The 22,105-nt window shown below is 38.1% G+C and carries 23 protein-coding genes; 9 read left to right on the top strand and 14 right to left on the bottom strand.

Features of this window, described 5'->3' with window-relative positions:
• Positions 1–64 precede the first annotated feature (64 nt).
• The 5 genes from A7P55_RS10965 to A7P55_RS10945 form a co-directional block, all read right to left on the bottom strand.
• Positions 65–469 carry a hypothetical protein gene (locus A7P55_RS10965; protein WP_005198552.1) on the bottom strand — a complete coding sequence of 135 codons (405 nt, stop codon included), beginning with the start codon at positions 467–469 and terminating at the stop codon, positions 65–67.
• Between the two features lie 78 nt (positions 470–547).
• Positions 548–1,159, bottom strand: coding sequence for a signal peptidase II (gene lspA / locus A7P55_RS10960; RefSeq protein WP_151822000.1), 612 nt, complete (start codon positions 1,157–1,159; stop codon positions 548–550).
• A gap of 51 nt (positions 1,160–1,210) precedes the next feature.
• Positions 1,211–3,049, bottom strand: coding sequence for a ferrous iron transporter B (locus tag A7P55_RS10955; protein ID WP_151822001.1), 1,839 nt, complete (start codon positions 3,047–3,049; stop codon positions 1,211–1,213).
• The gene (locus A7P55_RS10950; protein WP_004655745.1) at positions 3,039–3,296 is read right to left on the bottom strand and encodes a FeoA family protein; all 258 of its coding nucleotides are present in this window, start codon (positions 3,294–3,296) and stop codon (positions 3,039–3,041) included. Before A7P55_RS10950 ends, A7P55_RS10955 begins: the two co-directional genes overlap by 11 nt.
• A 10-nt stretch (positions 3,297–3,306) precedes the next feature.
• Positions 3,307–4,587 carry a cation diffusion facilitator family transporter gene (locus tag A7P55_RS10945; protein WP_171552256.1) on the bottom strand — a complete coding sequence of 427 codons (1,281 nt, stop codon included), beginning with the start codon at positions 4,585–4,587 and terminating at the stop codon, positions 3,307–3,309.
• Positions 4,588–4,671: 84 nt separating this feature from the next.
• On the opposite strand from A7P55_RS10945, the gene cadR reads away from it, so the two are divergent.
• Positions 4,672–5,076, top strand: coding sequence for a Cd(II)/Pb(II)-responsive transcriptional regulator (gene cadR, locus A7P55_RS10940; RefSeq protein ID WP_004880426.1), 405 nt, complete (start codon positions 4,672–4,674; stop codon positions 5,074–5,076).
• A gap of 154 nt (positions 5,077–5,230) precedes the next feature.
• Here cadR and A7P55_RS10935 read toward each other — a convergent pair whose 3' ends face one another.
• The 3 genes from A7P55_RS10935 to A7P55_RS10925 all read right to left on the bottom strand — a co-directional run bounded on the left by A7P55_RS10935 (position 5,231) and on the right by A7P55_RS10925 (position 8,518).
• Positions 5,231–6,124, bottom strand: coding sequence for a copper resistance protein B (locus A7P55_RS10935; RefSeq protein WP_018679569.1), 894 nt, complete (start codon positions 6,122–6,124; stop codon positions 5,231–5,233).
• Positions 6,111–8,078 (bottom strand): multicopper oxidase domain-containing protein, encoded by a 1,968-nt coding sequence (locus tag A7P55_RS10930; RefSeq protein WP_171552102.1) that lies wholly within the window; start codon positions 8,076–8,078, stop codon positions 6,111–6,113. Before A7P55_RS10930 ends, A7P55_RS10935 begins: the two co-directional genes overlap by 14 nt.
• A gap of 89 nt (positions 8,079–8,167) precedes the next feature.
• A complete protein-coding gene (locus tag A7P55_RS10925; RefSeq protein WP_171552101.1) occupies positions 8,168–8,518 on the bottom strand; it encodes a hypothetical protein in 351 nt (116 codons plus the stop codon).
• A 150-nt stretch (positions 8,519–8,668) separates the two neighbouring features.
• Between A7P55_RS10925 and A7P55_RS10920 the strand changes: the two genes are divergently transcribed.
• Both A7P55_RS10920 and A7P55_RS10915 read left to right on the top strand, forming a co-directional pair.
• Positions 8,669–9,352 (top strand): heavy metal response regulator transcription factor, encoded by a 684-nt coding sequence (locus A7P55_RS10920; protein ID WP_004722337.1) that lies wholly within the window; start codon positions 8,669–8,671, stop codon positions 9,350–9,352.
• Complete coding sequence (locus A7P55_RS10915) at positions 9,342–10,718, top strand: heavy metal sensor histidine kinase (protein ID WP_171552100.1); 1,377 nt, start codon at positions 9,342–9,344, stop codon at positions 10,716–10,718. The genes A7P55_RS10920 and A7P55_RS10915 overlap by 11 nt, the downstream gene beginning before the upstream one ends.
• A 78-nt stretch (positions 10,719–10,796) precedes the next feature.
• Here A7P55_RS10915 and A7P55_RS10910 read toward each other — a convergent pair whose 3' ends face one another.
• Positions 10,797–13,157 carry a heavy metal translocating P-type ATPase gene (locus tag A7P55_RS10910; protein ID WP_171552099.1) on the bottom strand — a complete coding sequence of 787 codons (2,361 nt, stop codon included), beginning with the start codon at positions 13,155–13,157 and terminating at the stop codon, positions 10,797–10,799.
• A 281-nt stretch (positions 13,158–13,438) separates the two neighbouring features.
• Here A7P55_RS10910 and A7P55_RS10905 point away from each other — a divergent pair, with 281 nt between their 5' ends.
• From A7P55_RS10905 to A7P55_RS10895, 3 genes are all read left to right on the top strand, one after another.
• Positions 13,439–13,819, top strand: a complete 381-nt coding sequence (locus tag A7P55_RS10905; RefSeq protein ID WP_171552098.1) for a copper resistance protein CopC — start codon at positions 13,439–13,441, stop codon at positions 13,817–13,819.
• Between the two features lie 67 nt (positions 13,820–13,886).
• On the top strand, positions 13,887–14,768 hold the full coding sequence (locus A7P55_RS10900; protein WP_171552097.1) for a CopD family protein: 882 nt from the start codon (positions 13,887–13,889) through the stop codon (positions 14,766–14,768).
• Between the two features lie 15 nt (positions 14,769–14,783).
• Complete coding sequence (locus tag A7P55_RS10895) at positions 14,784–15,056, top strand: hypothetical protein (protein ID WP_171552096.1); 273 nt, start codon at positions 14,784–14,786, stop codon at positions 15,054–15,056.
• Positions 15,057–15,160: 104 nt separating this feature from the next.
• Here A7P55_RS10895 and A7P55_RS10890 read toward each other — a convergent pair whose 3' ends face one another.
• The 4 genes from A7P55_RS10890 to A7P55_RS10875 form a co-directional block, all read right to left on the bottom strand.
• On the bottom strand, positions 15,161–16,057 hold the full coding sequence (locus A7P55_RS10890) for a hydrolase or metal-binding protein (RefSeq protein WP_171552095.1): 897 nt from the start codon (positions 16,055–16,057) through the stop codon (positions 15,161–15,163).
• Between the two features lie 82 nt (positions 16,058–16,139).
• Positions 16,140–17,264, bottom strand: a complete 1,125-nt coding sequence (locus tag A7P55_RS10885) for a lambda-exonuclease family protein (protein WP_171552094.1) — start codon at positions 17,262–17,264, stop codon at positions 16,140–16,142.
• A 165-nt stretch (positions 17,265–17,429) separates the two neighbouring features.
• Positions 17,430–18,494 carry a DUF932 domain-containing protein gene (locus A7P55_RS10880; RefSeq protein ID WP_171552093.1) on the bottom strand — a complete coding sequence of 355 codons (1,065 nt, stop codon included), beginning with the start codon at positions 18,492–18,494 and terminating at the stop codon, positions 17,430–17,432.
• A 111-nt stretch (positions 18,495–18,605) separates the two neighbouring features.
• On the bottom strand, positions 18,606–18,857 hold the full coding sequence (locus A7P55_RS10875; protein ID WP_286401082.1) for a helix-turn-helix transcriptional regulator: 252 nt from the start codon (positions 18,855–18,857) through the stop codon (positions 18,606–18,608).
• Positions 18,858–18,968: 111 nt separating this feature from the next.
• On the opposite strand from A7P55_RS10875, the gene A7P55_RS10870 reads away from it, so the two are divergent.
• The 3 genes from A7P55_RS10870 to A7P55_RS10860 all read left to right on the top strand — a co-directional run bounded on the left by A7P55_RS10870 (position 18,969) and on the right by A7P55_RS10860 (position 20,716).
• Positions 18,969–19,244, top strand: coding sequence for a hypothetical protein (locus A7P55_RS10870; protein WP_171552092.1), 276 nt, complete (start codon positions 18,969–18,971; stop codon positions 19,242–19,244).
• Positions 19,245–19,295: 51 nt separating this feature from the next.
• Positions 19,296–19,460, top strand: coding sequence for a hypothetical protein (locus tag A7P55_RS10865; protein ID WP_171552091.1), 165 nt, complete (start codon positions 19,296–19,298; stop codon positions 19,458–19,460).
• A 131-nt stretch (positions 19,461–19,591) separates the two neighbouring features.
• A complete protein-coding gene (locus tag A7P55_RS10860) occupies positions 19,592–20,716 on the top strand; it encodes a hypothetical protein (protein WP_171552090.1) in 1,125 nt (374 codons plus the stop codon).
• Positions 20,717–20,785: 69 nt separating this feature from the next.
• Here A7P55_RS10860 and A7P55_RS10855 read toward each other — a convergent pair whose 3' ends face one another.
• Positions 20,786–21,889 (bottom strand): inovirus-type Gp2 protein, encoded by a 1,104-nt coding sequence (locus tag A7P55_RS10855; RefSeq protein ID WP_252727851.1) that lies wholly within the window; start codon positions 21,887–21,889, stop codon positions 20,786–20,788.
• Positions 21,890–22,105: the final 216 nt, after the last annotated feature.

Below are 22,105 nucleotides of genomic sequence, written 5' to 3'. Positions count from 1 at the left end.
TGATGTACACGCGCACGTGCAGAACATCCATAGAAAACTCTATGAATGATGATTAGTCATCAAATTAATTAGAGCGTGGGGGTTTCCATAAATTGGAAGGATCAGATGAGGTGAAATTTTGATTTAATGGAGAAAAAGCAGACTGTTCCACAGGGGAAGAAACCATAGATTGCAAAACACCTAGTGCTGTAGATGTATATGCAATTTTAGAAAATGACATAATACAATCTTGCTTAGACATACATGATGGATCATGTAATTGCTTCTTAATCTTTACTTCAGCTTTCATACAATCCATGTGCATAGCACTTGCTTTTTCATGATCTTCAGAATTCATCATTTGCATAGATTGCATATCTTGAGATGACATTAAACATGGACTATGTACAGATGCAGCTGCTGCTGCCGATCCTACGATGAGGATAGCAAATGATAAAAACAGCGAAAGGCATGTTTTTAACCAGTGCATAATGTCATGACCAAAATTTAAGCTTTTTCAGTTTTACAGATTCTTAGCGAAATAACAACCCCTAATTAATATAAGCGATTACTTCAAAATGCTAACCATGTTCATCTCCGTGCTTTGGTTACGCTTCTTTTCCAAAAAAAACGTATCAATCAGCAAAAAAATCACGCCTAAAGTAATCGAACAATCTGCTAAATTAAATACTGGAAAACTCCAAATTTTCTCATAGTAGATATGTATAAAATCAACCACATAGCCCAAAACCATTCGATTAATTAAATTACCTATCGCACCACCTAAAATCAGCGAAATAGCAATAGGTAAAATGACTAATTTCTTTGGGATACGCATCAGCCAAAAAATAAAGATCAGGGAAAAGATACCAGCTAAACCTGTAAACAAATAACGTTGCCAACCACCTGCATCAGATAAGAAGCTAAACGCTGCGCCGTGGTTATATGCCAATGTCCAATCAAGAATTTGTGGAATGACCTGAATAGAATCAGAATAAGCACAAATTTTTTCTACGCCATCCTGACATGGTAAATCTATGTGAGAAATTTTTTCTAAGGCAATCCATTTTGTCCATTGATCCAAAACAATGGCAAGAACGGAAAGCCCAAGCCAAAATAAATTGCGAGGATAAAACTGAAACATTTTTTTGGTTGAATTCATTTGTAGAGTATTAGGCATACTTCTCTCGCTTTACCACTATTTGTGACGTGATTTCAGTCATACTCATCTTTAATTAACCGTTAAACGACTAACAACTTGATAAGTGATAAAAGCGAATAGATAAGCCAACGAAAAGAGATAAACAGCCATTATGGTTGGTTGTTTCCAACTCCCTGTTTCTCTTCGGATCGTCGCTAATGTCGCTAAACAATGTGGGGCAAAAATAAACCAAACCAATAGTGACATACCTGTTGCTAATCCCCATCCATCAGGACCTGATATTTGAGATAATAGAGTTTGGGTAACTGCATCCTCATCGCCAGACATTGCATAAATCACGCCTAATGCAGCAATAATCACTTCACGAGCTGCCATTGCAGGAATCAAAGCAATGCAAATTTCCCAAGTAAATCCAATCGGAGCAAATATTGGATGAATCAAATGCCCTAACTGCCCAGCTATACTGTAATTGATTGGTGGCATTGTTGGGTTATCGGGTGGTAATGGGAACGTTACCAAGAACCATAATAGAATAGACAGTGCGACAATAATTCCACCGACTCTTTTTAAGAATATAGTCGCTCTATCATAAAGCCCCAAAGCTACATTTCGAACATCTGGAATACGGTATGTAGGTAATTCAAAAATGAAAATACTTTCAGTTTTATCTTTTCTTACTAATTTTAGGAATAAAGAAACCAATAAAGCGGATACGATTCCTGACATGTAAAGCCCGAACAGAACTAGACCTTGTAAACTGAGCCAACCATAAACCAACTTGTTTGGAATGAATGCAGCGATCAGCAAAGCATATACAGGTAATCGTGCAGAACACGTCATCAAAGGTGCAATCATAATCGTTGCTAAACGATCTCTTTCAGAGCTAATACTTCTAGTCGCCATGACTCCGGGAATTGCACAAGCAAAGCTTGAAAGTAGTGGAATAAATGAACGCCCACTTAAACCAGCTTTAGACATCAGCTTATCTAACAAAAAAGCAGCTCTAGGTAAGTATCCCGATTCTTCTAAAATTAAAATAAAGAAAAATAAGATCAGAATTTGAGGCATGTACGCGAGTACACTACCAGCACCTGCAATTACACCATCAACGACCAAACTTCTTAAAAGTGGATGAGTGATCAGAGGTCCTATCGCCCCACCAAACCATGAAATCGAATCCTCAACAAAGGAAATTAATGGTTGAGCCCAAATAAAGACAGCCTGAAACATTACAAACATGGTAAAGGTCAATATTAATAATCCAAAAACTGGATGTAAGAACATTTTGTCCAAGAAAGCCGTTCGTTTATCACCATTATCATTTTTCAAGATGACTTGTTTTGTAATATATTTGATTTGGTCAAAGTGACTCAGATCAGAATGATAAGGGGCAACAAACAAATTTTTTTGGTCTAACTGAGTTAATAAACCCTGAATCCCTTTTGTCTTTACAGCTATCGATTCAACAACAGGAATACCTAAGAGCTGAGATAATTTTGATGTGTCAATCGAGATACCACGTTTTCTAACCTCATCCATCATGTTAAGAACAAGTAACATTGGTCTGTTTAAAGCTCTGACTTCAAGTACAAGACTTAAATGAAGATGAAGATTCGTAGCATCCACAACACATACAAAAATATCAGGTATAACTTCACCTTTTAACTCGCCAAAACAGACTGCTCTAGTTACTTCTTCATCTAAACTACTTGGCTTTAAACTGTAAGTCCCAGGCAAATCCAATACTCGAACGGTATCACCAGAAGGTAGTTTAAAAAATCCCTCTTTCCGTTCTACCGTTACCCCAGCATAATTTGCAACTTTTTGACGAGTCCCTGTGAGGGTGTTAAAAAGTGATGTTTTACCGCAATTAGGATTACCAACAAGTGCAATATTTTTAGTTTCCATTGGTAATCTCTACAAAAATTCGTTCTGCTTCATTTTTTCTTAAGGCGAAACGTGAGGTTTCGATTTGAACCAACACAGGATCACCACCAAAAAGCCCTTTCGCAAGCACTTGTAAGGATTCACCTACTCTAAAGCCCAGCAGTTCTAAACGCTCCAGAACAGGATCATTTTTATCTTGATACTGTTCACCCTTTTTAAGATCAATAATTTTTACAGTCTGATCTTGCTTTACTTGAAATAAATTCATTGTCTGCACCCTATTTCAACGCCAAAATTTTTCGAGCGCCATTCAGTACAAACAGTGAAACAAGAATACCAATAATCAAATCCGGGTAAGCTGAACCAGTCCATGCGACAAGTACGCCTGCTAAAATAACCCCCATATTTACTATTACGTCATTAGCTGAAAAGATCCAACTCGCTTTCATATGGGCTCCGCCGTCTTTATGCCCAGAAATGAGATACAAGCACGTCACATTGGCAATAAGTGCTAAGAAGCCAATAATGATCATCAAATCTGACTCTGGTTCACTACCGAACATGAAACGTCTGACAACATCAATAATAACGATCAAAGCTAATAAAAGTTGAATCCATCCTGCAAAATGAGCTGCTTTTAATTGGTATTTAGCCGCTTTCCCTACCGCGTAAAGTGCTATACCGTAAACGGCTGCATCAGCAAACATATCAAGAGAGTCCGCAATAAGCCCCGTCGATGCGGCTATGATTCCGCTTATGAACTCAATAAAAAAAAGAACACCATTAATCGTTAGTAATAATTTTAGGACTTCCGCCTGCTTAGTTGGATCAGGTGCTTCAGGCAATTCCTCCGTAGCTTTTACCGTTTCCACAAGCCTTGCACCAAAGCCAAGGGCTTCAAGTTTTGTGGTAATTTCATTAATCCCATTGGTATGGAAAACAACTAACCGTCTTTGTGCCAAATCAAAAGATAAACCTTTAACTTCATGCAAGGGAGAAAGTGCCATTCTTACCATTTGCTCTTCTGCCGAACAATCCATCTTCGGAATCAGAAAAGTACTAGCTTCTTGTGCTTGCTCTTTATTTTCATAAGCTTCAGTTTTATTTAATTTTGCCCCAAATCCAAGAGCTTCAAGTTTTGCAGTGATTTCATTACTTTCACCATTATGCAGAACTTTTAGGTTCCGGTTCGGCAAATCAAAAACCAAGCTATTAACATCTACCAATGAAGATAAAGTCATCCGAACCATTTGTTCCTCTGCGGAACAATCCATTTTCGGGATGCTATAGTCACTGATGAAAGTCGCTGTATCTTCACTCCCCCTAATCTTTTCAGGTGAAGTTATCGAATCTGAACCACAGCATGAATTCGACTGCTTACTACCGCATGAATCTTTTTCATCAGGGTTAGGTTCTTGCTGTACCTCATTATCGCAACAAGAACTTTCACTTTCTTCTGTAGCTAAATCTTTAATTTTACAAGAATCTGTTTTTGATTCATTTTGTTTTTGCTTAGTGTCTTCACAAGAACTTTCTTGATTACAACCGCAACCACTCATTGATGTGCCTATAGTCATATCTTCACGTATTGCATATTAAAATCCCTATAGCTACTATAGAGTCAATAGATTAGGTGACTTGAAATGAACTTAAAAATTGGTGAATTATCCCAGCTATCTGGTTGCCCTGTTGTTACAATACGGTTTTATGAAAAAGAAGCTTTATTACTAGCCCCTAATCGTTCGGAAGCTAATTATCGACTTTATAACAAGGACCACTTAGAGCGGCTTCTATTTATTCTTAATTGCCGAACTTTGAATATGAGCTTGGACGAAATTAAAATTTTATTAGCATACAAAGACAAACCTTGTGGAAACTGTAATTCTATTAACATCTTAGTTGATAAACATATTCATCAATTAGAACAAAATATCCAAAAACAGATTCAGCTTAAGCAACAACTTTCTGATTTAAGAAGTAAATGCTCTGGTTTTTTGGAAATTAACTCTTGTAAAGTACTTGAAGGGTTATCCGTAAGTTTAAAATAATTAAGATTAGACCTCTTGCGTAAGTGCTATTTTCAATGATTTTAGAATTGATCAAACTTAATAAAATCAATACTTACATCTGATTATTTTTTGACTTTTGCAAGAGGTCTAATGAACAATGGAATATCACCATTATTCATTCTTAATGAAATATTTAGAAAACTAATTCAATACCTGCCCCGTATAACCACCCTTTTTCAGAATCTGTAGCTTCTTGAAAAGTCGTTAATTTCTGCCCTTTTTCATATTGATAAGCGACATCAACAAATGGTCTGATACGCTTATTAATCTCGTAACGAGTTTTTATACCTGTCTTTAACTCAGACAAACCTGACTTTGCAGCAAAATCTGAATTATCATTAAGCACAATATCTGCTGCAATATATGGCTGAGTAATTAGCTTTTGAGTGAGTAATAGATCTCGATCAAACTCAAAACTGGCTCCCCAAAAATTATTTTCACCACCATAAAGATAAGCTTTTGTCTCAAAGAAATAAGGAGCAAGACCTAATAATCCAATAACGCCATCAATGCGATTACTATTACGGTTATTTTTGTCCTCACTATACCTTACCCCAGCTTGTACATCCCAAAATGCTGCAACATTTCTACTGTAAAGAGCTGATACATCATATTTGGGGTCATTACTCTCCGCTTTATTCATATTAGCTTCAACAAACATTCGATTTTCATCTGTTCCAATCAATGCCTCGAAACTCGAACCTAAGCTGCCCTTTCCATCTTTATCAACTATCCACTCATTGGAAAATTTAGTTGTTTGATAGATTTGCCCACCATGCTCGTTCAAATGTTTTTTATGATTTTGGCTAAAAGCTAAAGTTTCAAGTTCTTTGCTGTTTGAAGACTTTTGATCAGTATTACGTTCAACATAGCCTAATCCGCCTGATTCTCTTAAAAGCACATTCATACTTGACGTACTCTTATTTAAATTTTCAGTCGAATTATCATTCGCAAATGCCATACCTGCTAAACTAAATAAAGCAACAGATAAAATTGTTTTTGAATATAACTGTTTAGTGATGTGCATGTTGATTCACTCCCTCATGGCTAGTTTGAGGTTGGGCAACGATACTTTTCGTATCATCATCATTGCTATCTACACTTGCCACAATGAGTTTGTTCATCATTCCAGCGGCCATGTGATATAACAAATGGCAGTGGATAGCCCATTCACCTAATTCATCAGCAGTAAGTAAAGTTGTAACTGTTTTCCCCGGTGGCACAATGATGGTATGTTTATTCGGCATATTACTTGGATCTTGACCATTTTCAAGCTGCATAAACATACCGTGCAAGTGCATTGGGTGAGCCATCATACTGTCATTCACAAATTTCAAGCGTATACGTTCCCCGTATTTCACTTTGAATGGTTCTGTTTCATTAAACTTCTTACCATTAATTGTCCAAATATAGCGCTCCATGTTCCCACCAAGACGGATTTCCATTTCACGTTCAGGGGCACGAGTATCTGGTTGAGGCTTTAAAGATTGTAAGTCACTATATTGAAGTGCTTTTTGACCAACAGGTGTTGAAGCATTTGCCCAGCCATATACAACATCACCATTCTTTTCTTGTGTAGGTGCATTAGATGTAGTCATTTGCATGCCATGGTTCATACCTGACATAGATTGATCTTTTGAGCTGTCTGTCATAGACGACATATCGTGATCCATACCTTTCATTGAAGACATGTCATGGTTCATTCCAGACATTGACTGATCTTTTGAGCTGTCTGTCATAGATGACATATCGTGATCCATACCTTTCATTGAAGACATGTCATGGTTCATTCCAGACATTGACTGATCTTTTGAGCTATCTGTCATAGACGACATATCATGATCCATGCCTTTCATTGAAGACATGTCGTGATTCATGCCCGCCATAGAAGACATATCATGCCCCATCCCCATATCTTCCATAGTTAATAAAGAACGAGGACGTGACTTCGGCATTTTGATTTGATTTATTGGAGGAGTATTCTCATCATGTAAGGAACCAACTGAAAAACCACTCCTATCAATTGATTCTGCTTCAATTTGATAATTTGATTGTTTGGGTTCTACAATAACATCATACGTTTCAGCCGTCCCTATTCTGAATTCATCAACCGGAACAGGTTTCACTGGTTGCCCATCTGCACTGACTACCATCATTTTCAAGTTAGGGATTCTGACGTCAAAGAATGACATTGCTGAGGCATTAATAAACCGAAGACGTACTTTTTCACCCATCTTAAAATTGCCAGTCCAATTTTGTTCTGGAGTCTTACCATTCATCAAAAAAGTATATTTTGTCACATCAGACATATCTGTCTTGAGCATTCGCATCTGGTTCCACATCGAACGGTCTTGCCATGTTGCTTTTAAACCATCTTTTTTAATTTGTTTAAAAACATCAAAAACAGTTTCACGACGGTTCTGATAATAGTCAGCTTCTTTCTTTAGATTATTCATGATTTTATCACTAGTTGAATCATGAAAATCTGAAAGTAATACGACATAATCCTTATCTGTTTTCTCAGCTACAGTTAAAGGTGTCCTATTTTTTGGGTAAATGACTAACGGACCATACAAGCCCTCTTGCTCTTGACCTTTACTATGCGAATGATACCAATAGGTACCATTTTGGCGTACCTTAAACTTATATTCATAGGTCTTACTAGGGGCAATACCATCAAACTGATTAAATCCGGGTACGCCATCCATGATGCCCGGTAAAATTAAACCATGCCAATGAATAGAAGAATCTTGTTTTTTTAGCTTGTTATGGACACGAATAATAGCATCATCACCTTCCTCAAATTCAAGAAGAGGTGCAACAAATTTCCCGTTGACCGTAATTCGTTTTAAAGGCTTACCTGTGATATTCACCGTTTGCTCAGCGATTGTTAAATCATATTCTTTAACCGCTGCCACAACCCAAGTTGATGAAAATAAACCGACTCCTATTAAAAGGACATGCGTTAATTTTTTAGACATTTATTTCACCTATCTAATATAAAGATGGGGAGCTCAAGCAAACCAATTATTCGCTTTAATCTCCCCAATCTTTTCATTTATCGTATTTGTTATTTATTTGATGTATTTGACATGTTCATCTTTGAGTGGTCCATGTTCATCATATTTGAATGATCCATATTACCCATTTTAGACTGATCCATATTCATCATCTTAGAGTGATCCATCTGAGACATATCAGCCATATTGCCATGCTCATGCTGACTATGATCCTGTTGGGTTTTCTCATCATTCTTCATATTACAAGGTTTTTGACATTTCTCTTGCGTCTTTGAATCAGCTTTAATTTCAGACACAACATTAGTTCCTTGTTTTGCATCTGCTGCCCAAGACTGAGTTCCTACAATTAAAGTACCAATACATACAAGAGTAGTTAAGCTACGGCTGAATAGAGTTTTCATGTTTTGCTCCAAAAATTAACTTTATGTAAATACCTTAAAGGCCTTCACTAAACATCTATGTGACATGAAAATGACATTTTTGTAATCTACAACGAATCACGTATTTATAACGTTATTATGTTCTTAATGAGTGATATGGGATTTTTATCAATGAGAATCTTACTAGTTGAAGATGAACAAAAAACCGGTGACTACCTTAAACAAGGTCTATCTGAAGCTGGGTATATTACGGATTGGGTAACGGATGGATTATCTGGTAAACATCAAGCGCTTTCCGAAGAATATGACCTTATCATTTTGGATGTGATGCTTCCAAAGCTAGATGGTTGGGATATCATTTATGATATCCGAAAAAGTGGCAAAACCATGCCTATTCTTTTTCTTTCAGCACGTGATCAAATTGAAGATCGTGTGAAAGGCTTGGATTTAGGTGCTGATGATTATCTAGTCAAGCCTTTTGCTTTTGCTGAGTTATTAGCACGAATTAAAAGCTTACTCCGACGGGGACAACAAAAAGAAGATAGTAACCTTATTACAATTGCTGATCTTGAACTTGATCTTCGTAAACGCCGCGTCACTCGCGCTGGGCAACGTATTGACTTAACAGCTAAAGAATTCGCTCTGATGGAATTATTTATGCGTAGACGTGGTGAAATATTACCTCGTACGCTCATTGCCTCTCAAATATGGGACATGAATTTTGATAGCGATACCAACGTTGTAGAAGTCGCTATCAAACGTTTGAGAAGTAAAATTGACAGTAATTTTAGCCCAAAGCTGATACAGAACATACGTGGAATGGGTTATGTTTTAGAGGTAGAAGATGACTCGTAAATTGTTTAATGCGATCAGCTTTCGTATAGCAATCATCTTTTCTCTTTCTACTGTTATCATCTTAATGATTATGGGGTTGGTTATTCACAAGCTCGTAATGCATCATTTTGAAGTTCAAGACCGAACTCAATTAGAAGGCAAAATTCAACTTATAGAGAATCTACTTGAACAGAACCCATCTAACTCTCAAGAACTAAATTTATACTTAAAAGATGCCTTAATTGGACATCACGATCTGATTGTTCAGATTGAACGTCCAACAGGTCAAGTTATTTTTAGCTCAGCACCATCAGTAATTCACCCCCGAGCACTCAACAAATCAAAACAAGATCCATGGCTTGAATGGGAAATTAAAAATAAGACTTATCGTGGCTTAATTTATAAAAAGACTTTTGATCATAATGACTCGTTTATATCAGCTCAGATTATTGTTGGAATCGATACCTCTGAGCATCTACATTTCTTAAATGACTTTAGACGTCAACTTTTATACATTGGATTTGTGGGTACAATTTGTTTAATGTTCTTAGGGTGGTTCGCAGCATGGCGAGGACTACGTCCAGTACAACAAATGGCAAAAGTAGCAGAGGGTATCTCAGCCCAACATCTTTCTGAACGTTTAGAAGTCGAAAATACTCCAACCGAACTTAAATCACTGGCTGTCGCTTTTAATGATATGTTAGATCGGCTAAAAGCCGCAGTAGAAAAACTTTCAGATTTTTCATCTGATCTTGCTCATGAAATAAGAACACCTATTAACAATTTGATGACTCAAACTCAAGTATGTTTATCTCGTAGTCGAAATATTAATACTTATCAGGAAGTTCTATTTTCAAATTTAGAAGAGTTTGAGCATTTAGCTCGCATGGTCTCTGATATGCTATTTTTGGCAAAAGCAGAACATGGTCTACATTTACCTAACCTACAACAGGTTAATTTAGTTAAAGAAGTTTCAGCATTATTTGATTTTTATGATGCTATCGCTGCTGAAAAGGGAATGTCACTCGAACAGAGTGGTTCAGGTAGTATAAAAGGTGATCCTTTAATGCTACGCCGCGCTTTAAGTAACTTGTTATCGAATGCAATTAAATATGGCAAATCAGATTCGGTCATCAAAATCACATGCCAACAAAACTTTGATACAACAACATTCATCATTGAAAATGAAAGCTCCCCACTATCATCAGAACAACTTAATCGGTTATTCGATCGTTTTTATCGAACAGATGTATCTAGACAGAGAGTTGAAGAAGGTACTGGCCTTGGTTTAGCAATTACCAAATCTATTCTTGATGTGCATGGAGCTTCCATTCAAGCGACTTATAACGAGGGACATATTTCTTTTAAAATTATCTTTAAAAATTAGTGATATCTCGGTTATTAAGCACTCATTCTAATGATGCTTACCACTCATTAACTTACGCTAATGAGTGGTAAGTCGTGATTATTTTTGATGACGTAATCGTAAGGCATTACCAATTACCGATGCTGAGCTCAGGCTCATTGCTAATGCAGCAATCATAGGCGAGAGTAACCAGCCAGTAAATGGATACAGTACGCCAGCAGCCAAAGGGATACCTAATCCATTATAGAGGAAAGCAAACATCAAGTTTTGTTTCATATTTTTAACAGTTGCCTCTGATAAAGAACGAGCAATTTCAATACCACGTAAGTCACCTTTTACTAATGTAACTTGGGCACTATTCATTGCTACATCAGTACCCGTGCCCATTGCGATTCCAATATCAGCTTGAGCCAAGGCTGGTGCATCATTAATTCCATCACCAGCCATAGCAACAATTCTCCCTTCTTTTTGCAATTTTTTGACTAAATCTAATTTATCAACAGGTTTAACCTCACCATAAACTTCACTAATTCCTAGTTTAGCCCCAACTGATTTTGCTGTAGTTAGCCCATCACCTGTTGCCATTATGATTCTTAAACCGGAGTCTTCCAACGATAAAAGGGCCTCTGGAGTACTTGCTTTGATTGGATCCGAAACTGCTAGAAAACCTACCAGCTTTCCATCAACTGCCAAATACATAACACTGGCACCTTCAGCTCTTAATACCTCTGCTTGTGGAATAAGAGTGTTAACAGATATCCCTAATTGCTTCATCAATGCCGCATTGCCTAGCGCTAATTTTTGCCCATTTATCTCTCCATTAACACCAATACCTGAACCTGATTCAAATGAAGTTGGTTTACTTAAAGTAAGATTTCGCTCACGGGCGGCACGTACAATTGCATTTGCTAAAGGATGCTCACTGCCCTGATCTAAACTCGCAGCTAAACGGAGGACTTCATTCTTTTCATATCCTGACGTGGCTACTACTTTATTGAATGATGGTTGTCCTTCTGTCAAAGTTCCTGTTTTATCAATAATCAATGTATCAATTTTACGTAGATTCTCTATTGCGGCAGCGTCTCGAAAAAGTACTCCATTTGATGCACCTCGCCCTGTTGCTACCATAATTGACATTGGCGTAGCTAATCCCAAAGCACATGGGCATGCGATGATTAGAACTGCTACCGCATTGATTAACCCATAAACCCAACTAGGTTCGGGCCCCAATAATCCCCACCCCAAAAAAGTTAGAACAGCAATGCCAATAACCCCCATAACAAATCGTCCTGCAACATGATCCGCCATCCGCTGCATAGGTGCTTTTGAACGTTGCGCCTGAGCAACCATTTGCACGATTTGAGAAAGTACGGTTGATGATCCAACTTTTTCTGATCGCATCAACAATGAACCATTCATATTCATTGTTGCACCAATGACTTGATCACCCACACGTTTTGTAATAGGCACAGGTTCACCAGTTAACATAGACTCATCTACAGAGCTTGAACCTTCTGTAATGATTCCATCAACAGGAACCTTTTCACCCGGGCGTATCCGTAATAAATCGCCTACGTGTACATGAGATAGCGGAATATCTTCTTCTATACCATCAACACTGATTTTTCTTGCTGTTTTAGGTGCTAGCCCAAGTAGGGATTTAATTGCCGCTGAAGTTTGGGAACGTGCTTTTAACTCTAGCACTTGACCTAACAATGTGAGAGAAATAATCGCTGCGGTCGCCTCAAAATACACAGCAACACGCCCCATAGATACAAATGAGTCTGGAAATACTTGAGGTACTATTGTTCCAACAAGGCTGTATATAAAAGCAGCTCCTGTACCAATTCCAATCAAGGTCCACATATTTGGACTCTGATTCAGGATTGACTGCCAACATCTCACAAAAAATGGCATTCCTGCCCACAGAACAATTGGTAAAGTCAGTACCAGTTCAATCCAGCTTTGCACCTTCATTTCAAACCAATTCAACTGATGTCCAAACATTGCTAAGAAAACCACAATAATGGTTAGCGGTAAGGTCCACCAAAATCTATGCTTAAAATTCTTGAGTTCTGGGTTTTCATCAGCGTCATCTAAGTCAGGAAGTAAAGGCTCTAACGACATGCCACAGATCGGACAGTTTCCCGCATGGTTCTGTCTAATTTCAGGATGCATTGGACAAGTGTATATAGTGAAGACATTAACAGGTTGATTAACTTCATTTGAATCCTCACCATCCCTCTTTTGTGGTTCTTTTAACGTAACTGCATTCTCAACTTTAGTAATATAAAAATGGGGATCACTTTTAAACTTTATGTGGCATTTTTCACTACAAAAGTAAAAAGTTCTATTTTTAACTTCTTCAGAAAAGTTGGATGCTTCTGTAACGGCCATACCACAGACAGTGTCAGTAAGTCTGTTATTGAGTACTTTGTTTTCATGATGGTGATAGTCCATAAAAACCTCCTTCATATTTAATTTTTTAAATTAATAATTTCATTAAGATGGAAATAGACTCCCTCTTATTAGTTTGTTTAATGATCATTGTTTTATTTAAAGTCAGTGTATCACTTGTGGTTTTTTAATTTTTAAAATGACAAAAATGTAATTTTGAAGTCATCGGGATGTTTCTCTCATCCTTTAATAATAAGCATGAGAAAGGTGATGACCAAGCAACCAATTGATACATTTCATTCGGTCATTACTGAGCCCAAGATTAGTTTAAAGAGGATGAAGTAATGAAAATTTTCCAAAATAAAATGTCAGCTCTACGTAACACTCTCGTAGGTGCAACACTAATTGTTGCTGCTTCAAGTGCATTTGCACACGTGAAACTTGAAAGTGCAATTCCTGCGATCAATGCTTCTGTAGCAAGTCAACCAAAAAACATAACACTCAATTTTGGTGAAGAAGTCATGCTAATGAACATTAAGTTACTTGATGCCCAACGTAAGGACATCCCTTTGAACTACCAAGTAACTCATGATATGAAAAAATCATTTGACGTAGTGGTTCCTAAACTAAAAAAAGGAAAATATACGGTGGTTTGGACCACAATGGGTACCGATGGTCATAACATGAATGGTGAATATAATTTCACTATTAAATCGGCAAAATAACAATGAGTGAAAATAGTCAACATGCCAGCAGCTTGCTGGCATGTTGCTATAATAAAGGGAGAAAAATATGATTCCTGAGACTTGGATATATGCAACATGGTTGGTTAAAGTCATTTTATATTTAGGGATTGCATTTGTTATTGGCGGTGCTTTCTGCTATTTCTTAATTGGACGTTATGTTGAAATCAAGGAGACTATTCTAAAATACATGACTATTGGTACAGGTTTAGGCCTTTTTTCAAGTGTTCTCGGCTTCTTCATTCTTATAGGAAGTTTTGCCAACACTGGCCTTTCAGGTATGTGGGATAGCAACTATATAAATATACTAGTCAATACTCCTACAGGGCATGTCTATATCATTCGATCGATCAGTTTTTCACTTTTACTCCTATTTATGATAGTAAAACTTAGCAAAGGGACAATTAATATTTCCAAAACTGAAGGGGCAATCTTTACCATACTGCTCATACCAATCGTTTTAAGTTTTTCACAACTCGGACACGTCACGAATTTACCATTATTCGCTCAAGCTTTATTATCAATACATGTACTTGTAATGTCCTTATGGATGGGATCGCTTTATCCATTATGGAAAACAAGCAAAAAAATTAATGGCTTACCACTCAAAGAACGTATGCATCTATTTGGTCAAATAGCAGCCTTTATTGTAGGAATACTCATCGCTTGTGGTCTTAGCATTGCTTTATTACTCTTTAAAGATTTTAGTACTCTAATCGATACACCTTATGGGCATGGATTTATTATTAAAATTTTATTTGCCCTAAGTATTTTATTGTTAGCAGCCTTTAACAAATGGTATTTCACACCTCGCTTACAAGACCCGAAATTTGCGAAACAATTGGGCTATGCCATTATATTTGAAATGTCATTAGGTCTATCAATTCTTTTAGCCACTGGTTATATCACCACTGTAGTCGGTATTGAGTAAAAAAAGGATCACGCTATGACTTCATGGATGAAGTACAATTTATTATTTCTCATGTTTTTTAATACGATATCTTGGGCTGAACCTAGTACTTCAAAAACGATTCGCTCCTTAGATGATACTGAATTACGTAATATTACTGATCATAACCATGGCGATACCAAAGCTGATGGGAATAAAGATGACCATCATTCCAAAGATAAACAACTGCGTAATGAGGATAGTAGACAACAAAAAGTTATAAATGGATTAATGTTACAAGAGTCTAGCGCACTACCATCCTCCAAATAAACGACACTTAGGTAATATTTATTAATTCAATAAGTGGTTCTAGTTTTCTGAATAAAAAATATGTAACAATAATACTGTTGGAGACTAAAAGCCTCCAACAGTATTTAATTCAAAGCCTGCACACTCCCCTGCAACCCTTTCTGAATATCTTGAACATGGGGCAAGTCATGAGCCTGTTGATGTTGCTCAGATTTCGCTTCCTCCGTATAAAACTCCTCAACGATATCCAGTCCCTCCTCACCTCCCACCTCAAAGCTGGCATTGCCATAGCCCTGCCGTGCCACATGATCCAAGGCCTCCTGATAAAACCCTGCTGCCTTGCTTTGCTCATCCATCTGCTTGGCTGAACTAATCGCTTCCTGCAAATTCACACCATCCCGTAAAGTCAGATCCACATAGTAGATTGGGGTACGATAGCTTTGGGTGGTGCTCTTACCCCTCAAAATAAGTTGCAGCGGTAAACATGAAAGTAAGTCACCTGATGCGGCATGGTAATAACTCAACCTTGCTGCCAGAGTTCGAATGCTATTAAAGCCTGTAGTTCTAAAGATAAATGTACCAAACTCATCCGATTCATCTAAATTGACATACAACCTGCCATAGGGTTTACACAATCCACCCTGAGCCAATGGACATAAATCAGGTGATGGGCATGAATGTTGTTCAATGCCGTTCTGTCCGAGTCGCTGACAGGCTTCCCCATTGCCTGAGCAGATTAATCGTCCCGTTTGGCGGTCAAACAGGCTGTACTCTGCCCGTAGATTCAATTCAGGATCGTTAAAGATCATACGGACTGGGATAGTTCTGAGTTTTTGGTTTTGCGCTTTGGCACGTAGTTGCTCATCCAGTGGGTGTTTGACCCAGCCATCCTTATTTTGGATTTGGCTGGTAATGGTAAACTGGTCATCCTTTTCAGGGAGTCGTTTGCCGTTCTTTTCCACAATCTTGCCGATACTAATACGACCTAAAACGGGTGGTGTAATTGCTAAGCCTTTAATCATGATGATTTCCTTTAATTAAAAATTGGGTATAAAAAAATCCCATACCTGCTGGGTATGGGATCAGTTTGTTTGGGGATATTCGTTATCCACCATTCGGATAAATCTGGAATCTTCGTGTTCCTGCCTTGGTTTGTGGGAACTGCTGGAGATATTCAGGATGCTGTTTAAGGAGTGATTTGCTATCTAGGCTGATTGAGTCCTGTGCCTTTTTCCATGTCACCGAGCCTCCAATAAACACGGCCCTTTCTGCATCTTTCATCAGCATTTGCAGTTGATGCTTCAGTTCATCAAAATACTGCTGGTGCTGTTCAACCCTGTGCCGTTCCTCTAGTAACTGGTTAAATAGGTAGTTGGCCTGTTCATTCTGGGTCAGGTCTTCCACCAGTAACGGCACCTGTTCAGGATAAAGCTGTTGCAGGGCCTTGGCCGCCGACTCAGAGGCATCGACACTCGGTGGAATGCCTGTTTCGACACATTGCCAGAAGTGTCGTTCGGCATTAATGATGTGCTGGATCACCGTTTCATTACGAGTCACTTTATAGATTTTGGTTTCATGCCCACAGATCAAGGCACAAATATGTGCTGCTTGTTTACCAGTCACAGCGAGTTGATGCTGTACCTGACATAGTACATACAGTGGTACACCATCTCGCCATAGTTTTGAGCCGTATTCCCCTACGGTTTTACACTCTAATATCTGAACTTCTTCATTGCCCACCACTGCATAGTCCAAGTTCGCCAACATAAAGTGTTTGTCTTCATCTGGATGTTGCAGCACTGCATTGACCCGACGCACCTTGTTGTTGGTGTGCATGCTGTAGTATTCAGCGACCAAGGGTTCAAGCTGCTTGCCCCAATATAAAGGTGCGTAACCTGCACTTTCATCCTCAATGTTCTGCTGCATCCGTCCTGTCTTGATCATCCAAAGTTCCAGCATCGACATATAAGGATTAAGCCCACATGCTGTGGCTGCATCACTGCTACCAATGCCCTGTTTTCTGACTTCCAGCCATTGTTGGTAATTCAGTTGTTTAGTATTAGCGAGACGTTTCGCTACAGGGGCTTTGGTTTTTCGTGGCTGTTTGTTCGGTCGGTCTCGTTTTCGGGTGCCTACTTCAACTAGTTGAGTCGGTTGGTTTTGATTCGGTAAATAGGGTTGTAAAGGTGGACGATTTAAGGTGTTTTGAATCTGAGTATTGCTATTCATTGCAATTATTCCTATATGGGTAAAATCGTAAAAGCTGAATTTTGGGCATAAAAAAGCCACATCTGGAGAATGTGGCTAAGGGTATTGCTGTACATATACGGTTTTACCATATGCTTAGGCTAAATGGATGAGCTTAAATAAAACTGAATGAATGGTATGGTTTTCTTAACCAACCATTCTCAATGCCTGTTCCAAACCTCGTTGTTTAATGGCTGCTCCAGCGCCAAACCATGCAGAATCCAGTCGGTGGTCGGTACTCATCGCTCGACGTTCATGGTCACAGAACTCGGTGATACTGCATAGTAAACCATAAGCCGTGTCTTTAGCTGAGCTGAGTTCCGCACCTCGCCCATGTCCATTGAACATGGTCATCACCTTGGACATGGCCCGTCCATTGGGTTCAGTTTTATTGTCAGCCTTGTTGGTTGTGGATGTGACTGGTATGCCCTGATTTGGCATCGCCGCATTGCGGTAGTACTGAATGATGCTTTCATCCTGCTCTGCCGTACTCAGGTTGGTGTTGTTGAATACTGCGTCAAAGTAGGCGGCTGCCTCCTGTTGGGTGACCTTGCGCTGGCTCAGTTGCTTCATTTCATACATGTGTTCATCCCATGCACGAACCGAGATGCCGAGTTGCTGTTTGACTTTCTCCGCATCAAATCGGGTACTATGCGGAACTTTTACCACACCTGCACTAGTATTTTGTCCTCTAAAAGCAATCGCCAGCGTGTTGTTACACACCACACGGATTGAGGTAAATTGTGCTGTTGTGGCAAGTGTGCCATCACAGGCGGTTGCCAATAAAATGTAGCCGTTGCTGACATCCTTGCCTTTCAAGGCTGCGCTTTGTCCTGTCTTAGCCAATGCCCAGAATTTCTTACCGCCTTTCAGCACCCCTGCGGTTTCCAGTTCAAAACCTGATTGTTCAGTCAGGTCACGATAGAAATGTAAAATCTCCATCGGCTGGACTTCCTGAAAGCGTTGGCTCACTACCGCTAGGGGTGCATGGGTATCCGAGCGATATAAAACCCTTTGCTCTTCAAACGGCATAATGATGCTTCGCCCCTTTTCATTCTGAGCCATGTAACTGACATCTGAGGATTCAATCCGCCAATCCATGCCTGCCTGCTCTGCCCAGACCTCTAAAGGTTGATTCGGTATTAACTGATTACCGAGTCCATGCCAAGGGGTTTGTCCTACAAATGCCATTGTTTCAACTAAATGTGCCATGAATGTTCTCCTTAATTTAAGGTTAAGTTGTTGAATGTTCATGGCGATAATATGTATTTGATTTTTAATGGAATAATATTATTAAAAGAACTAAAGTAATTGAAACTCTTATTAAAGTTTTTGATTTCGTAAATTTTCATCCAACAAAGTAGCTGTGGGCACATCTAGTGCCACAGCTATTTTTTCTAAGTTATCCAAAGAAATATTTCTCTTTAAACGCTCAACATGAGCAATGAATGTCCGATCCAATCCAGCAACTAATGCTAGTGCATCCTGAGACAAACCTCTCTCCGCACGTAGAAACTTTAAGTTTAACGCAAGAATTTCTCTAATTTCAGGGCGAGGTTTAATAAATGTATTCACCCTTTAATTTTTGACTATTGATCTATATACGTCACCAGTGTTAAAGTCACATTCGCAATCAACATAATGATTTTTGTAATAACATCTCAATTTCTTTTAGGGGCTATATACATGAAAATATTGTCTTTTATTACTGTTATTGCATTAATCACAATAACAGGCTGTTCAAGTAAAGCCGAGCGAGGTTTTAAATCAAGCTGTCAATCTGGTGGAATGGATCGTTCAACATGTTCATGTATTTACGATGCTTTAGAAGATCACTATGGCGTAGACAAATTAGAAAAAATGATGAACCAAAATATTAATGCGGCTGCTAACCCCAATATGCTGCCTGCCGACTTTGGAGATGTATTTACCCAGTCTGTATACAAATGTGCGCCACACTAAACAATCCTAAAATATCAATCTATTAATCCCATTTATTTTATAGGTATCAAAATGAACAATACAAAACAGATCGCTTTGGGTGTTTATGTGCTTGGCTTAATCATCTCTGTTATTTATTTCTATTTCTTTGGGGATCATGCCCATCGAGGGTTTAGTTATAACCTTGGCCGTGCGTTTATGTGGCCAATTGGAATTTTTATTGATGACTATTTTTGATTAGCAAGACAACCACTGACATCCATCCTTATATACTTTCAAGAGATCAGCTACACATGAACAATCGTCTGGAAGAATTTTTAAAGTTACCAGAGAACTATCAAAAGTTAGCGCAATGTTCACAGCTTTTTATGAAGCCAAATATTCCATCCAAGAAATTGACAAATGCCCTACAGTCCTATGTCCATCTTGCTTTAATCAGAGCAGGACAAACAACGTCTTTTCAACCTGAACAAATCGTCTTGTTATTTGATGATACGGTATTTGGGAGTGCCAAAGATGGTTTTGTTCTCACTGAAAATTTTATTATTGTAAAAGCTGCTTTTGAAGACCCTAGCTTAACTTTTCTAAAAGACATTAAAATGATAAGTTGGGAGAGTACACTATTTTCCACTAATCTATATTTTAATGGCAATAAAATCATTGAATTATCACAAATAAATAAAAAAGACATGATGATGCTGTGTACAACACTTCAACGCTATCTGGATATGTCCAAATCTCAAGATCAGCCACAACAATCTTTCCATCAATCCAATGAGTCACAACGCAATCACCAATCTGATTCTGATTCCACCTATGATTTTTCAAAAGTTACTGAACAGGATAAACACATCATTGAACTAGATTTATCATTTATTGTACTTGATATCCTATCCAGTTTTACGTTTTGTGAACCTACAGAATGGAATGATCAACATATTGATTTATTGATGCGTTCTTTATCTGAAGATGTATTGCAATCACCTTATCAACAAAAGCGTATCCTAGATTATATTGAGCATTTACAACACGCCAATATAAATGATGCAATACAGCGATTGTTGAAGTACGCCCCTAAAATTGAACTTAGACTTATGCTCGTCATGAGAGCTGCTCAACTCGTTAATCTTGCTTATCCTTATCAGTTTGCAAAAATTTATAACACCATTTCCCCACTGGCTAAAAAACTGGGTGTTTCAGATCAAGATATAGAGTATATGTTTGATACGATCAAAAAGAATGCTCAACAAGCGAAATATCAAAATGCTCATACTCAATCTGACTTACATGAAATCACAAGAGCTAAAGAAATACTTGAAATCACGGCACCAACTTTATCTGAGGAAATTATTCAACAGGCTTTCCGAATAAAGATCAAAGAATTCCATCCTGACCTTTATCAAACTTTACCTGAAGCTGTTCGTACTCTATTGGAAACCAAAGCTCAGGAAATTAATCAGGCAAGGGCTGTATTATTAGCTTTTATCAAATAAATTTCGACCTATGATGATAAAAGAGGATTAGGCATCATACCTAATCCTCTTTTATTTTTTGGATATAAATTACTTAGTTCTTGGTCGTCCCAACTGTGGAACATAAGGTGGCAGTCTTGCTGTTCCAAATACACGACCTAGCTTGGAAGTGATCTGCTGACTCAAGGGATCATCCTGATGATAGTGTTGCTCTGCCTGATAACCATAATGAACCAATTCGAGAAATTCATCATATTTAGTCAAATAACGACAGGCATATTTCAAATTCTCAACCTTTCTTCGATCATGATAGTCCACACGTCCTAGCCCACAATGCTGATATTTATCCATATGGGCATTGCAGTTGTAGGTAACGCCCTCTCCCTCAGTAATTTCATCAATCCAGTGCTGTCCAATCAGTTTGCCATGTGAAATGCTCTCCTGTACCTTGGAACCATCCAGAAAAATCATTGTGTGGAGGTGATAAGATTTTCTCAGCCCATATTCCAGTTTCCAGATAAAGCCTGCAAAGGCATCGCCACAATGTCTTTCTCGTAGATAGCGAAGCAGTTTCTCACGGTGCTCGCTGATCAGTTCATAGCTCGCCTCTGCATCCTCCCGATAACCAAAGTCAACCCTTATTGCAATTAAACGGGAAAAACGTAGCAGTAGCTGATCAATGTACTTTTCCATACTTCTTTTCTGCCGCAAACTCTGTTCTCTCATCCTTTTTAATTCAGTTGTATGCCTTAATGACTTCATATCCTGACGAATATCATAGATACAGTCATTCAATCGCTCTACCAAAGTCCTAGATAAGTTTTTTGGATTATATTGCGTACGTTCAAAGGTATATCGCTCAATCCACTCAATAAACACACGTAAGTGTAAGGGGTAATATTCCAGTGGATAATACTTCTCAACTCGATCCATTACAGAGATGCCATAAAGAAAATTATCAGCTAAGTCTGCCAAATTTCTATAGGGCTGGTAATGATCTACATATTTTAGATTTCCATCTTTCCAATAGTCAGGAATGTAATAACTCTTTGTATTGAGGAATACTTCTTCAAATGATTTGAATGATGTGATCATTGTAACCACTCGCTTAATCACAGCCAAATCATGACACCAAAGTTGGTATTCATCATCACTTAATTGATTTAGCAGATCTTGCTTGTATAGATTAATCATGTTTGTTTACTCGGTTATTACCAAGTAACGTGATGCCCACTCTTTCCTATTAAAATCTACTTTTTATCAGACACAACTATTCCATCAACTATATTTAATATAATTGATTTATAAACAGGCTGGCTTATAAGTAGATATAAGATTACTTCATAAGAATAACTAGATGGTCTTATTATAGTAACTAGAGTAGTAGTATATTAATAATAATATAAGTAC

The sequence above is a fragment of the Acinetobacter sp. Ac_5812 genome (genome assembly GCF_013072695.1).
In the GTDB taxonomy this organism is placed as follows: Bacteria; Pseudomonadota; Gammaproteobacteria; order Pseudomonadales; family Moraxellaceae; genus Acinetobacter.
The sequence above is the reverse complement of the archived record's forward strand: the minus strand, read 5'-3'. Positions and strand labels throughout refer to the sequence as shown.